The sequence below is a fragment of the Rhodococcus sp. OAS809 genome, assembly GCF_040546695.1.
Classification (GTDB): Bacteria; Actinomycetota; Actinomycetes; order Mycobacteriales; family Mycobacteriaceae; genus Rhodococcus_F; species Rhodococcus_F qingshengii.
The window spans coordinates 5,098,963-5,114,049 of record NZ_JBEPOI010000002.1; the positions used below are offsets into that span (position 1 = coordinate 5,098,963).

Below are 15,087 nucleotides of genomic sequence, written 5' to 3' on the forward strand. Positions count from 1 at the left end.
CGAACGGGTGGTGGCGATGGCGATTGCCGAAGTGGACGCAGAACTCGCCGTGCTGTTCAACGAGGCAGGCGGCGAGTCCGCCCCTGCCTACGAACGGGTCAAGAACCTCGTGGTCTCGCAGATCAACTCGGGTCGGTGGACCGAAGGCGATCAGCTGCCTTCGGAGAATCAACTGGTCAGTGCGCTGGGGTTGTCACGAATGACGATCAATCGAGCGCTTCGCGAACTCACCAGCGACGGTCTGATCGTGCGGATGATGGGGGTCGGTACTTTTGTCGCCGCCACGAAGACCGCGTCCCCGCTGTTCGAAGTCAAGAACATCGCCGACGAGATTCAGCGCCGCGGCCACCGTCATCGAACCGAGGTCGTCTTCGTTCGTGAGGAAGAAACCGACCACGGGCAGACGTTCCTTCGTGAATCGGTGGGCAAACGGGTGTTCCATTCGCTGATGGTGCACTTCGAGGACGAAACTCCGATTCAGGTGGAAGACCGATTCGTGAATCCGAACGAGGCGCCCGACTATCTGCGCCAGGACTTCACCGCGATCACCCCCAACAACTACTTGAGTGACGTTGCGCCTCTGGTTCGCGGCGAGCATGTCGTGGAAGCGGTGTTGGGTAGCCCGGACGAATGCGAGCTGTTACGCATCGATCGCGGGGAACCGTGCCTGCTGATTCGCCGCCGCACCTGGTCGGCTAACGGATTGGTCAGCGCGGCGCGCTTGATCCATCCGGGTTCACGCAATCGCTTGGAAGGAACCTTCGAGCGCTGATCGTTTCGAATGGCGAATCCTGAACACTCGCTCGTCCGATTGCACCATTTTCGGGGCCGACTTCGGTGCAATCGACCAGGACGTGACTGCGAGCACACTGAGATCATGGGTGGACGGTTATTGCTTCCGCAACCTCACTTCCCGACGAGTGAGACCTGAGCGGATCCCAGCAACGCCGTCTACGCCGCTCGCTTCCATGATCGAAGGAGTTCGACCTGTGACCGACTTGCCCAAGGACCTACTTGTCGCCCCGAAGTGGCAGGAACGCCTCGACGAACTGGCAGCCAAGCATTCGGTACCGGGCGCGCAGGTCGGTGTGATCGCGCTGGGCGAAGACGGCGCGGCGGACATCCGTGTCATCACCACCGGAGTGACGAGCCTGAACACGCGCGTCGACGTCGACGCAGACACCCTGTTCCAGTACGGATCCGCGAGCAAGATCTGGACGACGACGCTGATCATGCAGCTCGTCGACGAGGGCAAGCTGACGCTGGACACCCTGGTGGTGGAGGTGCTTCCGGAGTTCACGATCGCGGATCCTTCCAACACGAAGGAAATCACGATCCGCCAGTTGCTCACGCACACAAGCGGTATCGACGGAGACCTGTTCAACGACACCGGTGACGGTGACGACTGCGTCGAGAAGTACGTCGACGAACTCGCGACCGCGATCAGCGTCACCGAGCCCGGCGGGCATCTGAGTTACAGCAACGCGGGTTTTGCCGTTGCCGGCCGCATCGTCGAGGTCCTTCGTGAGATGACGTGGGACGAGGCGTTGGTCGAATATCTCTGGAAGCCACTCGGATTGACGCACATCATCACCAAGGCCAAGGACGCGCCGCTGTTCCGCACGGCCGTCGGCCACGTGGCCAACCCGGATCGGACGTCGCCGGACAAGGTGATTCCGACCAAGCAGTGGCTGCTTCCGCGCGGTATCGGTCCGGCCGGGATCATCACCGGATCGGTCAGCTCGCTCCTGACCTTCGGTGCTGCACACATGCGTGACGGACTCGCATTGACGGGTGAACGCATTCTGTCCGAAGAATCCGCGCGCCTGATGCGCACTCCGCAATTCGACCTGACCGCGGTCTCGAGCGTCGATCAGGCCTGGGGTCTCGGCTGGATCCTGTCCGACTGGGGTGGCGTGACGTCCGCGCAGCACGGTGGTGCGACAATCGGCCAGATCACTCGTTTTCACACCTTCCCCGAGCTCGGTCTCGCCATGGCCGTGGTGACCAACTCGCGTGGCGGCGGCGCCCTGGCCCACGACATCGAGAAGGAGATCGCCCAGGAGCTCGATCTCGTTCTGCCGGAGCCGAAGTCCGAGCCGAATGCGGAAGACATAGACCTGTCGCACATTCTCGGAACCTATGAATCGACAACCGTGCGAATCGAACTCACGCGCGGCGAGGACGGCGGATTCCAGGTGCAGAACTTCGCCAAGGTCGAGATCGACGGCGAGCCGCCGGCTCCGCCCACCAAGGTCGTACCTCTGTCCGCCTCCCGGTTCTTGATCAGTAACGAGAGCGCTTCGGGTGAGATGGCTCATCTCACGATCGATGGCGAGCAATATCTCTACATGACAAGGCTTTTCAAGAAGATTTCCGACTAGTCGCGGCGAGATGATTCTCTCCGCTGAATGAAATCTCGGGCAGGTCGAAGGCGATGAGGGCCCTCGACCTGCCCGCACTACTTTTCGAGGAAAACTCATGATGAAACCTCTCGCTCCTTTTCCGGACGTGAATTACCCCGCGGCACTGGATGCTTACGGCCTTGCGCCGGTCATCGACGGTCACAACGATCTGGCCTGGACGGCTCGCGAAACTGCCGCATACTCGGTGGAGAATCTCGAGAAGGATTCCATCTTCCAAACCGACATCGACAAACTCGGTCGCGGCGGCGTCGGTGCGCAGTTCTGGTCGGTTTACACCCCGTGTGACCGGACGGAGCCAGAGGCGGTTCAGTACACACTCGAACAGATCGACTACGTGTACCGGATGATCGAGCGATACCCGGATACTTTCGAATTCGCGCGTACAGGTGACGACGTGCGTCGCATCTGGAGCGAGGGCAAGGTCGCGTCCTTGTTGGGCGCGGAGGGCGGTCACAGCATCGGCAGCTCGCTCGGTGTCCTGAGAATGATGGCGCGCCTTGGTCTTCGGTACATGACGCTGACGCACAACGACAACACCGGGTGGGCGGACTCCGCGACGGACACTCGAGTACACGGCGGGCTGACCGACTTCGGTCGCGAGATCGTGCGCGAAATGAATCGGCTCGGCGTACTCGTCGACCTGTCGCACGTCTCGGTGGAAACGATGAGAGATGCCATCGAGACGTCGTCGGCGCCGGTGATTTTCAGCCATTCGTCGTGCTCTCAGCTATGCGGTCACCCCCGTAATGTTCCCGACGACGTCATGCGACTGCTCGCGGACAACGGCGGGGTCATCATGATCGCCTTTGTACCCATGTTCCTTTCTGCCGAGTACAACGAATGGTTCAAAGGCGGGCGAGTCGGCCCACGACCGGCGATGACAGTGGACCATCTCGCCGACCACGTCGAGCATGCCCGAGACGTCGCGGGCATCGACCACATCGGTTTGGGCAGTGACTACGATGGGTTCGACGACTTTCCGGACGGTATGCAGGACGTATCCGGTTTCGCGGTGTTGATAGACCGTCTGGCGGAACGCGGTTGGTCCGCGGAGGACTTGGCAAAGCTGATGGGCAACAACGTGTTGCGTGTGCTCGACGAGACCAGTGCGGCCTCGATGTCGAGCCTTTCCTAGCCGTATCGACGCCCGAGAAGATGAGGATGAGAATGAAGAAGATTCGTACCGTTGCACTGAAGCTGGTTGCTTCGGTGTCCGTAGTTCTGGTTGTGCTGGTATCGATAGCGCTCGTATTCAATGTCGGCTCCAGCAAAGCGAGCGTTCCGGCCGGGGAGACGGGCAACCAGTTCGTGTCCGTCGACGGAAAGAACATGAGCTACTCGATCCGCGGCAACGGCGATCAGACCATAGTGCTGTTACCCGGGTTCGGAACGTCCGCACCGATTCTCGACTTCACACCGCTTGTCAACGAGCTCGCACCTGACTACCGCGTCGTCACGATCGAGCCCTTCGGTTACGGCTACAGTGATGGAACGGACAAGGACCGCACGACTGCGAACATCGTCGAAGAGATTCATACGGCAGTACAGTCGCTGGGAATTGACGAATACATCCTCATGGGGCACTCGATCACTGGTCTCTATGCGCTGGACTACACCGCGAAGTACCGTGACGAGGTCACCGCATTCGTGGGTATCGACAGCAGTGTTCCAGGGCAGCCGAACATGGATACCAAATTCCCGATCGACGCACTCCGAGTTGGAAGGCAATTGGGCTTGGCGGAATTGCTGTCCAAGGTCGTCGGTGGTGAAGCCTCGGACGAGTACCTCGATCCCGCCGCGAAGGACGAGATGCGACAGTTGACTGCGAAGAACAACTTCAGCGATACCTATCTCAACGAGATGGATCATCTTTCCAGTAACTTCGCTGAAGCAATCGGCAAGACGTTCCCAGCCGATCTTCCGATTCTGTTGTTCGCCGTGAACAATTCAGAAGTTCAGGGCTGGACAGAGCTGCACGAGGGGCAGGCAGCCTCCGTCGACCACGGAGAGGTGATCTTGCTGGACGGAGACCACTACCTGCACCACACCAGGTCGAAGGAAATCGCCGAGAACCTCGGAAGGTTCTTGGGTGAGCTGAACTGAATCCGGGAGGACGTTAAAGTTGGAGGCGGGGCCATCGAGTCGAGATGGTCCCGCTTCTTTCTTCTCCACTGATCGTTCGGAGGCATTGTGGCGCAGACCTGGTCACGCGAAGAACTGGTGAGCGAGCTGGACTCGGCGTATTCGAAACTCGAAGCGTTACTCGACGGCGTCGCCGAGGCCGATGCGTTCGACGCCGTTGCCGTCGACGCGTGGACGGTGCACGACGTACTCGCTGTGCGTGTCTGGTGGGCAGAGGCCGTCGCAGAGTGGATAGGTGCCGGGCTGCGAGACGAGGCTCCGCAGACGCCGGCGGCGGGTTACAAGTGGACGCAAACACCCGCACTGAACCAGTCGGTTGTCGACGCGAGCATCGACATTCCGGCTCAGGAGCTTCGTGACCGCTTGGGAGCTGCTGTTGCGATATTGCGCAACTACATCGAGACCCTTGACGACGATCAACTGCTGTCGGTCGGGGTTTTCTCGTGGACCCGGACGTGGCCGGTCTCGAGGTGGATCGCCGTCAACACGATCACCCAATACGCGTCGTTGTCGAAAATGATTCGGCGAGTGCTGAAGTCGAACAATCAGCCCTGAAGTCGATGCATCCGCCATACGTCCGGTCCGTCGGGGAGCGAGGTCTGGCCGACGATCGTGAAACCGAACCGTTGGTACAGCGGTAGATTTCGTTCGGTCGACGTATCGAGCCAGCAATTCTGTTCGGTTCGATCCAGTTCCGCCAAAGCATGTTTCAGTAGCGCAGAACCCAATCCGGTTCCGCGTGAGCGCGGCGTCGTACCGATCGTTGCCAACGACCACGCGTTGTCGGGGACGGGAAGCGCAGACAGTTGTTCGTCAGCCTGAAGAACGCGCTCGAACCGATCTCCGTGCAGTTCGACGATCTTCTCGACGGTCGCTTCATCAGGCTCTGGAGCGTCCGGCGGCAGGACTGCGATGACGCCGTTGCCGGAATCGTCTATGTAGGAACGCCCGAACGGTAGTGCCAGGTGTTCGAGGTAGATCCGTTGCAGAGTCGCGACGCGTTCCACGTGGGAGTCTTCGGCGACGCACCAGTTCGTCCAGGGGTAGTCGGCAAACGCCTCGCCGAGAACCTCGGCGGCACGGTCGAGGTCGTCGATGGACAGCGGTCGAACAGAATTCTGCATAGTGCCACTTCAGCACAGTGAGGTCTTCCGTCGCCACTCGATTTCGGCGGTGTAGCAGGTGCGCGGGCCGTGGTCACGTACTTGTGAGTTCATTCAAGAAAGTTGGACGAGGCTGTCGATCCTGCGTTGACTGGTAGTGATCGGGCAATCGCCGAGCTGTCAACTCCGGGCACGTGAGATCCGGGTACGGCGATTCTCCGCGAAAGGAACAGATATGAACAGGCTCGAAAGCAAGAGTGTAGTGATCACAGGCGCCGCCAGTGGAATCGGGCGTGCAGCAGCACAACTCATGGCGGCAGAGGGCGCCAAGGTGTTGGTCGCCGACCTCGATCCTGCGCGTGCAGAGGAAGCGGCGGTGGCGATTCGCGAGACCGGTGGCAATGCACTGGGTTTCGGCGTCGATGTCATGAACGAGGACTCTCTGGCAGCGATGATCGAAAAGGCGGTCGCCGAATTCGGCGGCATCAACGTCCTGTGTAATCACGTGGGCGGTAGTAACCCGCGCAAGGATCTCGACCTGCTCCGGATGGACTTGGACGAGTGGGATCGCGTGATGTCGCTCAACGTCCGCAGCACTGTCGTCGCTTCACGACTTGCCATTCCGCACATGAACAGTGCCGGTGGAGGATCGATCGTCAACACGGCCTCGGTAGGTGGATTGATCGGGGATTCCCTGCAGTCTGCCTACGGATCCGCCAAAGCGGCAGTCATTCGTCTGACGCAGTACATCGCAGTCCAGTACGGAGCAAACGGTGTTCGGTGCAATGCCGTAGCGCCGGGCGCGATCATGACACCCGCTCTCGTGGACAACATCCCCGCTGATGTCATCGACGGCATGAAGCAGGCAAACGCCCTGCCTTACCTCGGCGAACCCGAAGACATCGCGCATGCCATGGTCTACCTGGCTTCGGACGAATCTCGCTACATGACGGGGCAGACCCTGGTGGTCGACGGCGGACTCACCAGCAAGAGTCCGCTCGCGACCGGCCGTTCGTCGATGTTGAGCTGAATCAGCTCCGCCAACCGCTGGGGCCGGCGCCCAGAACCTCGATGGATCCCTGACTGGCGTGTGAATGCTTGGTGCGGTGCGTCATTCGCCACTTTCCGTCGATCCGCGCCCATGAGTCGTGGTAGTCGCCGAGGGTGAAGAAGTTCAGGTGAGCCTTGCTCCCGGTGCCCACATGCATGTCGCTGACATAGGAGCGGCTGGTGGCGAGATCGCCGACCACCTCGACCAGCACGTTACCGATCAGATGTTGGGTGGGACCGCACTCGTCGAGGAACGAGCGGATGGACGCCACTACCTCGGCGGGTCCGCGCAGAGTTCCGGTGCCCAATTCTGCCGTAGCGTCCGGCGTCATGATCCGGTGGAGTTCATCCCACTCTCGCGCATCCATAGCTCGGGCGAACTCGAAGATGGAGCGGGTGATCTCGCGTTCGTCGAGAAGAGTGGTGATGTCGATGCTCATGCTGTGCGCCTTTCTTAACGTCGGGGGGTTAATAAAGGCGCACAGCAGATGTCAGCGGTTGAGCAGCTTGCGCATCGCTTCGGCAGCACCCTTGACCATCTTGTCTCGGGGGAAGCCACTGCGCTTCTTGGCGCCTTCGTAGTTTCCTGCAGCCACCCAGATCGGGCCGTCGGCAAGGTGTTCGAGACCTTCACGTGCAACATCATCGGGCTCTGCGACGTTCATGCCCGGGATGTCGAAGTTCAGTCCCGCGCGAATCATAGCGGGTGTGCGAGTGACACCGAGAATGAACTCGACGACGTGAACGCCGTACGGCTGGAGTTCGAGCCACAGGCTTTCGGCGAAGATGCGCCCGAATGCCTTGGACGCCGCGTAGATGCTCTGGTGCTCGGAGCCCATGAATCCGGCCAGCGAACCGAGCAGCATGATGCCGCCGCGTCCGCGATCCTTCATCAATCCGCCGAAGTGGTGCGAGAGTTCGAGCTGCTTGTTGATGTTCAGCTCGATGACTCCGGCAAATCCCGTCAGATCACCGGTCACGAACTCGTGGCCGTAGCTGTTGGCGCCGGCGTTGAAAATGAGCAGGCCGACCTCGACCTCGTCGGTGACCGCCTTGATCTGATCGAGCGCGTCCGGAACGAGCAGATCCAATGCGAGAGTGCGTACTTCGACGCCGTTGGCGCGTGCCTTGGCCGCGGTCTCCTCGAGCGGCCCCGGCTTGCGGGCGATGAGAACGAGGTTGATGCCGATCTTGCTGAGCTCGTCGGCGAACCCTGCGCCGACACCTTCGGAACCGCCGGCGATGACTGCCCACGGGCCGTAGTACTGGGGATCGATCATTACTACCTTCTTCGAAAGATGTTGGCTCGGCTAGTGAAACGGAGTCGGTACGGGTTCGCTGTCGTCGACGATCGGCTGAGGCACCGGCTCGTCGTTGAGAATCTCGAGCTTGCCGGCCGTTGCAGCGTTCACGATGGACGCGATCAAGGCGCCGCACTCCTTGCGGGGAGCACCGGGTCGTCCTTCGCGTTGCCCGAATTCACGGTCGTCGGCGATTTCGAGGCACTGGGCGCGGGCCTGGTCACTCCACTGAACGGTGGTGTGTTCCCAACTGTTCTTCTGGACCAGGACCTGAGCCTTGCACTCAGCGCACTGAAGAGGCTGCATCTTCGTCTGCCTTCTTTGCAGCGAGGTTGTCTTCGACTTCCTTCTGCCAGGCTGCGACGGGTCGCGCGGTGTCGAGTTCGAATTCGAAGCGCTCGGTCATCTCGGGAGCGATGTCCGCGACATCGACGTAGAACTGTTCGTACCAGCGACGGAGCTGGTAGACCGGGCCGTCTTCTTCGCACAGGAGCGGGTTCTCGATGCGAGTCTTGTTCTTCCAGATCTCGACGTCCTGCTCGAAGCCCTTGGCGATGAACGTGCCGAAGTTCGCGGCCATCGCGTCGGCGGCTTCACCCTGGAAGCGATCCGACTTCTTGACGATGATGCCGTACTGGAGCACGAACTTGTCAGCGCTGACCGGGTAGTGGCAGTTGATGAGCACAGAGTCGACGTTGTAGTCCTCGTACTCGTAGGTCAGGTCGTCGACCATGAAGGAGGGGCCGAAGTACGTGGCAACCGAGTTGCTGCCGACCATCTTCGGGGTGCCTGCTGCGTGGGGACGCATGTCCGAGCGAGCGACGCCGCGCATGTACTGCGTTGCGGCGTGGCCTTCGAAGACGTTCTTGAAGTACGTCGGGAAGGAGTAGTGCACGTAGAAGAAGTGCGCCATGTCGACGATGTTGTCGACGATTTCGCGGCAGTTGGTGTCGACGGTCGTGGTGTACCAGACCCAGTCGCTCCACTCGTCGCTGAGCGCGCCTTCGATGCGGGGGATAGCCACGTCGTCGGTCGGCGGGTTGCCCTCGGGGTCGTGCCAGACGAAGAGCATGCCGTCCTGGTCGAGGGTTTGCCAGGCGCGCGTCTTGGCCAGCGGGGGGACGCGGCGTGCGTACGGAATCTTCTGGCACTTGCCGTTGCCGCCCCAGCGCCAATCGTGGAACGGACAGGCAATGGCGTCGCCCTTGATGGTGCCCTGGCTCAAGTCGCCACCCATGTGACGGCAGTACGCGTCGAGGATCTTGACGTTGCCTTCACTGTCGGCGAAGACGACCAGTTTGGTGCCGAACGCCTCGATGGAGTGCGGCTGGCCGTCCTTGAAGGACTCCGTGAGTCCAATGCAGTGCCATCCACGCGCAAAGCGTGTAGGCGCGGTTCCAGCTTGGATCTCGCGAACCTCGTCGTTGTCGGACTGAGTGATCGTCACGATGAGTCCCGTCCTTTCCAGGGGCAGTGTCGACGCCCGACGCTAGGGGAGCGTGAATTGCCTCTGGGGTCTCGTCTCACTGGCCGGGACCAGCGGCGAGCGCGAGGATCCGGCGGCTGATCCCGGCCTCCGGGACTTCCGATCACCGGAACGCGTGACCGACATATCGTGACGGGGCAGCCGTTATGTCTATCTGCCGATCCGCTCCCTCACGGTTCGGTGCGAGGAGTGTCTCCCATGGTCAACAAGGTTCTGAGTTCAGTCCGTGATCTGCTTCCGAAGATCGCGGCCCGCGCTCAGAAGGTCGACGATTCGCGCAAGATCTCCGAACGGACCATCCGGGAGCTGTCCGAAGCCGGCGTCTTCTCCATGCTGGCGCCGAAAAGATACGGAGGTGCCGAGAGCGACCCGGTTCAGTTCTACGAAGTGGTCAGGGCCATCTCGGCTGCCTGCGGCTCGACCGGTTGGGTCGCGTCGGTGGTGGGGGTGCACCCGTGGCATCTTGCACTTTTCGACGACCGAGCGCAGGCCGACGTGTGGGGAGAGGATCAGACGACGCTCATTTCGTCCGCCTATGCGCCGGTCGGTCGACTGACGGCGGTGGACGGAGGCTACGAGCTATCGGGCCAGTGGGGTTTCTCCTCCGGTTGCGACCACGCGAGTTGGGCGTTGCTGGGAGCGATGGTGGTCGGCATGGATGGTCGTCCCGTCGATTTCATGACGGTGTTGGTGCCGCGCACCGATTACGAAATCCGTGACGTGTGGGATGTCGTGGGTATGCGGGGCACCGCGAGCAACGAGATCGTGGTCGAGAAGGCCTTCGTTCCCGAGCACCGATTGAAGCGCAACTACGAGACCGCACAACTGCGTGGGCCTGGCCAAGCGGTCAATCCTGGCCCGCTGTACAAACTTCCGTTCGGGAGCATCTTCACCTCGACGGTTGCCGCTCCGTGTGTGGGCATCGTCGCCGGTTGTTACGAGGGGTACCTGGACGTGATGCGTGAGCGCGTCCGTCTGAGTTTGGGTGGTGGACGGTTCAGCGAGGATCAGTTCGCTCAGGTCGCCGTCGCACGTGCGTCGTCGGAGATCGATGCTGCGATTCTGCAGATGGATCGCAATATCCGGGAGATGTACGAACTTGCTGTGGCCGGTCAGGAGCTCCCACTCTCGATGAGGCTGCGTGCGCGTCGTGATCAGGTTCGTGCGACGGAACGCTCGGTGGAAGCGATCGACATGCTTTTCAAGACGGCAGGAGGGAACTCCCTCTCTCGCGGAAACCCGATCGAGCGTGCGTGGCGTGACGTTCATGCGGGCAGCGTTCACGTTGCCAACGAACCCGAGCGCGCGTTGGCGCTCTACGGCCGGGCGGCGTTCGGACTGCCGGTGGAGGACAACCTGATCTGACGGGTTGGCGCGTCACCGGGTGGGGTATTTGCCTTTGGATGAGGGAAGTACCGGCTCTGACCATCGGCTCGATCGTCGACATGGCGGGTGTCGCGCGCGCGAAGGTGATGCCGGCCGGCCGAACCGGTGTCTTCGAGAAAGCCGGTGCGGGAGTCTCACCGAGCTGGAACGTCTTCTGTAGCGACGATCGGATTGCCTTCACCGATTCCTTTTCCGTCGTGGGTGATCTCCGGTTGCGTATCGACCGCTCCGACCTCCGTGATCTCGGCGGGGGCGTGTCGTGGGCGCCGGCGACGTTGCACGAGCAAGACGGTGCGACGGCTGCCGTGTGTACTCGGTCCGCACTCACTGCCGTCGTGGCGCGGCTTGCCGCCGACGGACTGGAAGCTCGGGTGGGTCACGAGATCGAGTTCACTCTTTTCGGTGATGCGTGCAACGGAGCGTGGTCGGCGTACGGGTTAGGTGCAGTCCTGCTCCGCGAGGACTTCCTCAAGGACCTTCTGCGCAATGCCGAACGCGCACAACTTCATATCGAGCAAGTGCATGCAGAGTACGGACCGGATCAATTCGAGATCTCCATCGCTCCGGCAACTCCTGTTCAGGCTGCCGACCTGGTGATACTGGCCCGGATCTTGATCAGCCGCACTGCCAGAGCCCACGGATTGGCGGCCTCGTTTTCACCGATACCTACGGTCGGAGGTGCAGGGAACGGTGCACACCAGCACTTTTCGTTGAACTCAGGTGGGCGGCCCGTCTTCTCCGGTGGCGGGCAGGAGTACGGGATGACCGACAAAGGATCGTCAGCTTTGGGTGGAATCCTCTCTCACCTCGCGGAATTCACGGCCATCTTTGCGTCCTCACCGCTCTCCGGGGTCAGGCTGCGACCGGACAATTGGTCGGGGGCCTACGTCTGTTGGGGGCTCGAGAACCGGGAAGCGGCACTGAGGTTCTGCGCAGAGTCACCGTCGAATCCACACGGCGCCAACGCCGAAGTGAAAATCGTCGATCCATCGGCCAACCCGTATCTGGCGACCGCTGCGATACTTGGCCTTTCGCATATCGGTATCGGCAATGCCTCGCCATTGCCGCCGGAAATTGTGGTGAACCCGTCGACTCTCACGGAGGCGGAACGTGATGAGCGCGGGGTGACCCGAGTCCCCACCGATCTGCGCGAGATAGTGCAGAAGTTCAACTCCTCCTCGGTGGCGAAGGAAATCTTCGGGGAGTCGATCATCGAAGCGATGGTGTCAGTGAAGGGAGTTGAGCGCGAGACTTTCTCCCAGATGGACGAGGCGACAACCGTCGAGCGGCTTCGATATACCTGGAGCTGAAAGGGTTGACGCGCAAGATGTCGAGTCCTATGTTTAAGCTATTCCTTAATTAAGGAGTTGCTTACATGGACGAGCGAAGTGGCCGACTCGATGCAGTGTTCAGCGCATTGGCCGACCCGACGAGGCGTGAAATGCTCTCTCGCCTCACTGATGGTTCGATGACCGTCGGTGAGTTGGCCGAGCCGTTCGAAATGAGTCGACCCGCCATCTCTCAGCATCTGAAGGTGCTCGAGCGAGCCGGTCTCATCGAACGAACCGCCACCGCGCAATGGCGCACGTGCACCCTTCGCGCAGAGGGTCTCGACGACGCCAGCGCCTGGGTCGACGAACACCGGCGAGGCTGGAACGAACGCTTCGACCTCCTCGACGAGCGTCTACGTGAGCTGAAGCAACCTCGACCGAAGAAGGAGAAGGACAATGAGTGACCAGAACGTCGATGCCACTGCAGAATTCACCATCACCCGGATCTTCGATGCGCCGCGCGACCTTGTCTGGCAGGCGTGGACCGACCCCGACGAGGCGGCGCGCTGGTGGCATCCGAAGGGTGTCAGCAGTCCTCGGGAGTACGTCACGATCGACCCCCGGGTTGGCGGAACGTACCGCTACCTGATGATCAACGACGAGAACGGAGCCGAGTACCCCACCGGCGGAACCTATCTCGAGGTCGACGAGCCGAAGAGGCTGGTCTTCACCTGGGGAAATCCGAGTGATCCAGTGGATGCCGCACCTCGGATAACGGTCACGCTCGCAGAACGGGGTGACAAGACCGAAATGACCTTCCACCTGGTAGGAATTCCGGGATTCAAGGGTGACGGGAATGCGTACGACGGATGGGAATCCGCTTTCGACGTGTTGGACGAAGTTCGCGCCGGCGACTAGTCGGGAATCGGACACCGCGACAGCGGTGCCGGTGATTGAATGGGGCTGATAGTCCATTCGTCACCGACGCAGGAGAGCCTGATGGCACCAGAAGTTGCGGTAGTTCTCGAGGGATACACCTACTTCGAATGCCCGCGCTGGCACGAGAACCGGATCTGGGTATCGGACTTCTACACCTACCAGGTGATTTCGGCCTGCGAGGACGGGACAGACATACGCGTCGAGGCGGAGGTTCCAGGGCAGCCGTCCGGGCTGGGGTGGCTTCCGGACGGCAGATTACTGGTCGTCTCCATGCGGGACCAGAAGATTCTGCGGCGAGAATCCGATGGCGAGTTGGTGGTGCACGCAGACTTGTCCGGGTACGTCAGTGCCAACGTCAACGACATGCTGGTCGACGCACAGGGACGAGCGTACGTGGGCAACTTCGGGTTCGATCTGATGAACCTGGCCCCCGTCGAGACGGCAGATCTCCTCCGCGTCGACCCGGACGGATCGGTGCACGTCGTCGCGCGAGATCTCCACTTCCCCAACGGAATGGCTCTGACGTCGACCGGAGATCTGCTCGTGGACGAAACGCTGGGAAATCGAATCAGTGCGTTTGCCGTCCAGGCCGACGGCTCTCTGGGTGAACGCCGCGACTGGGCGTCGTTCGGGCCGGTGCCTGGTGGACCCGAGATGGAGACCACCCTCGCTCAGATCGTCGTTGCGGCGGACGGGTGTTGTATCGACGGAGACGATTCGATGTGGGTGGCCGATGCCCTCGGAAGCCGTGTTCTTCATGTGGGCGCCAGCGGGGAGATAGTCGACGAAATTGCCTTCGACAGCGGTGTCTTCGCTTGCGGACTCGGCGGTTCCGACGGTCGTACCCTGTTCGTTTGTGCCGCCCCGGATTTCAATGAACACGCTCGCAAGGTGGCTACCGAAGGAAAGCTGCTGTCGATTCGCCTGGAGCCTTTGATCTGATATGGAATTGGTGACCTCGCTACCTGCCGACACTCCGCTGCGGCAGGTAGCTCAGCACGTCCGACGCATCGAGAACCTTGGTTTCGACACGGTGCACATCTCCGAAACCATTCGTGATCCGTTTGCGGTGGCGGCCCTGGCCGTCGAGCACAGCAGTACTCTCACTGTCCGGACGTCGATGGTTGTCGCGTTTGCGCGCAGTCCCATGGTGACGGCTTTGGCTGCCTGGGATCTTGCGGGTTTCTCGGGTGGGCGATTTCAACTGGGGCTTGCGACGCAGGTGCGTGGGAACATCGTCGGGCGGTACTCGATGCCGTGGACGGATCCTGTTGCGCAACTGCGTGATTACGTCAGCGCTGTACGCGAGATCTTCCGAGTTTTTCAGGAGGGCGGTGAACTCGACCATGCCGGAACGCACTACACCTTCGACCGGCTGCAGCCCTACTTCAATCCGGGGCCGCTCGATGTTCCGGCTCCGGAGATCTGGACCGGGGGAGTGAACTTGCGCATGTGCTCACTGGCGGGAGCCGTCGCCGACGGTTTTGTTTCTCACCCCACCAGCTCCCATCCGAAGGTGCTCGCGGAGAGGATCATTCCATCGTTGACGGCAGGAGGAAGGAAGCCGCGACTGATTGCCGTTCCGAAGATGATCACCGGCAAAGATCCTGCCGCGATACTTGCTCAACGAGAAGCGGTGCGCAGTGAACTTGCCTTTCTCTACTCCACTCCGGCGTACCGAGTCGCGCTGGAGGTCCTCGGATTATCCGAGGTCGGGGAAGAACTGACAGTGATGGCGCGGGCAGGTGATTGGGCTCGACTACCTGCCGTCCTCACCGACGATGTTCTCGACAGGCTGGTCACGCAATGCACCTACGCCGAACTCCCCGAGGTGCTGAGTTCGAAATACGCGAGTCTCTGCGACGGCATTGCACTGGCGGTGCCGGCGAATCCCGCCGACGACCGCGTCTTCGCAGCGATGTGTGAGGAGATTCGAGCCGCCGCAGCGTCTGCCCCGTGACGTCCAGTCGGCGCGAACTACAC

17 protein-coding genes are annotated in these 15,087 nt (G+C 61.2%); 12 read left to right on the forward strand and 5 right to left on the reverse strand.

Annotated features, from left to right (window positions below; genetic code table 11):
- The first annotated feature begins 16 nt into the window (after window positions 1–16).
- From hutC to ABIE52_RS26855, 5 genes are all read left to right on the forward strand, one after another.
- Window positions 17–772: a histidine utilization transcriptional repressor HutC gene (gene hutC / locus ABIE52_RS26835; protein WP_024487384.1), complete on the forward strand. Its 756-nt coding sequence runs from the start codon at window positions 17–19 to the stop codon at window positions 770–772.
- A gap of 217 nt (window positions 773–989) precedes the next feature.
- Window positions 990–2,384 carry a serine hydrolase domain-containing protein gene (locus ABIE52_RS26840; protein ID WP_003940270.1) on the forward strand — a complete coding sequence of 465 codons (1,395 nt, stop codon included), beginning with the start codon at window positions 990–992 and terminating at the stop codon, window positions 2,382–2,384.
- Window positions 2,385–2,481: 97 nt separating this feature from the next.
- The gene (locus tag ABIE52_RS26845; RefSeq protein ID WP_192712208.1) at window positions 2,482–3,561 is read left to right on the forward strand and encodes a dipeptidase; all 1,080 of its coding nucleotides are present in this window, start codon (window positions 2,482–2,484) and stop codon (window positions 3,559–3,561) included.
- Between the two features lie 32 nt (window positions 3,562–3,593).
- The gene (locus ABIE52_RS26850) at window positions 3,594–4,529 is read left to right on the forward strand and encodes an alpha/beta fold hydrolase (RefSeq protein WP_007732711.1); all 936 of its coding nucleotides are present in this window, start codon (window positions 3,594–3,596) and stop codon (window positions 4,527–4,529) included.
- A gap of 87 nt (window positions 4,530–4,616) precedes the next feature.
- Window positions 4,617–5,123: a ClbS/DfsB family four-helix bundle protein gene (locus ABIE52_RS26855; RefSeq protein WP_050656853.1), complete on the forward strand. Its 507-nt coding sequence runs from the start codon at window positions 4,617–4,619 to the stop codon at window positions 5,121–5,123.
- Here the strand turns inward: ABIE52_RS26855 and ABIE52_RS26860 are convergent.
- Window positions 5,114–5,692, reverse strand: coding sequence for a GNAT family N-acetyltransferase (locus ABIE52_RS26860; protein WP_030536976.1), 579 nt, complete (start codon window positions 5,690–5,692; stop codon window positions 5,114–5,116). The two genes, ABIE52_RS26855 and ABIE52_RS26860, sit on opposite strands and share 10 nt — an antisense overlap.
- A gap of 214 nt (window positions 5,693–5,906) precedes the next feature.
- Here ABIE52_RS26860 and ABIE52_RS26865 point away from each other — a divergent pair, with 214 nt between their 5' ends.
- Entirely contained in the window at window positions 5,907–6,701 is a 795-nt protein-coding gene (locus ABIE52_RS26865; protein ID WP_192712209.1) for an SDR family NAD(P)-dependent oxidoreductase, read from the forward strand.
- A 1-nt stretch (window position 6,702) separates the two neighbouring features.
- On the opposite strand, the gene ABIE52_RS26870 is transcribed toward ABIE52_RS26865, so the two are convergent.
- The 4 genes from ABIE52_RS26870 to ABIE52_RS26885 are packed head-to-tail and all read right to left on the reverse strand — an operon-like array spanning window position 6,703 to window position 9,469.
- Window positions 6,703–7,161: a nuclear transport factor 2 family protein gene (locus ABIE52_RS26870; RefSeq protein ID WP_003940631.1), complete on the reverse strand. Its 459-nt coding sequence runs from the start codon at window positions 7,159–7,161 to the stop codon at window positions 6,703–6,705.
- 51 nt (window positions 7,162–7,212) lie between these two features.
- Complete coding sequence (locus ABIE52_RS26875; protein ID WP_192712210.1) at window positions 7,213–8,001, reverse strand: SDR family NAD(P)-dependent oxidoreductase; 789 nt, start codon at window positions 7,999–8,001, stop codon at window positions 7,213–7,215.
- Window positions 8,002–8,031: 30 nt separating this feature from the next.
- Window positions 8,032–8,328: a hypothetical protein gene (locus ABIE52_RS26880; RefSeq protein WP_192712211.1), complete on the reverse strand. Its 297-nt coding sequence runs from the start codon at window positions 8,326–8,328 to the stop codon at window positions 8,032–8,034.
- Window positions 8,306–9,469 (reverse strand): 3-ketosteroid-9-alpha-monooxygenase, oxygenase component, encoded by a 1,164-nt coding sequence (locus ABIE52_RS26885; RefSeq protein WP_003940257.1) that lies wholly within the window; start codon window positions 9,467–9,469, stop codon window positions 8,306–8,308. The genes ABIE52_RS26880 and ABIE52_RS26885 overlap by 23 nt, the downstream gene beginning before the upstream one ends.
- Before the next feature lie 237 nt (window positions 9,470–9,706).
- Between ABIE52_RS26885 and hsaA the strand changes: the two genes are divergently transcribed.
- From hsaA to ABIE52_RS26915, 6 genes are all read left to right on the forward strand, one after another.
- Window positions 9,707–10,873, forward strand: a complete 1,167-nt coding sequence (gene hsaA, locus ABIE52_RS26890) for a 3-hydroxy-9,10-secoandrosta-1,3,5(10)-triene-9,17-dione monooxygenase oxygenase subunit (protein WP_003940567.1) — start codon at window positions 9,707–9,709, stop codon at window positions 10,871–10,873.
- A gap of 38 nt (window positions 10,874–10,911) precedes the next feature.
- Entirely contained in the window at window positions 10,912–12,204 is a 1,293-nt protein-coding gene (locus ABIE52_RS26895) for a type I glutamate--ammonia ligase (protein ID WP_007732696.1), read from the forward strand.
- Between the two features lie 65 nt (window positions 12,205–12,269).
- Window positions 12,270–12,629, forward strand: coding sequence for an ArsR/SmtB family transcription factor (locus tag ABIE52_RS26900; RefSeq protein ID WP_007732695.1), 360 nt, complete (start codon window positions 12,270–12,272; stop codon window positions 12,627–12,629).
- The gene (locus tag ABIE52_RS26905) at window positions 12,622–13,083 is read left to right on the forward strand and encodes an SRPBCC family protein (protein WP_007732694.1); all 462 of its coding nucleotides are present in this window, start codon (window positions 12,622–12,624) and stop codon (window positions 13,081–13,083) included. The genes ABIE52_RS26900 and ABIE52_RS26905 overlap by 8 nt, the downstream gene beginning before the upstream one ends.
- A gap of 81 nt (window positions 13,084–13,164) precedes the next feature.
- A complete protein-coding gene (locus tag ABIE52_RS26910) occupies window positions 13,165–14,046 on the forward strand; it encodes an SMP-30/gluconolactonase/LRE family protein (RefSeq protein ID WP_007732692.1) in 882 nt (293 codons plus the stop codon).
- A 1-nt stretch (window position 14,047) separates the two neighbouring features.
- Entirely contained in the window at window positions 14,048–15,064 is a 1,017-nt protein-coding gene (locus tag ABIE52_RS26915) for a TIGR03617 family F420-dependent LLM class oxidoreductase (protein ID WP_007732690.1), read from the forward strand.
- Window positions 15,065–15,087: the final 23 nt, after the last annotated feature.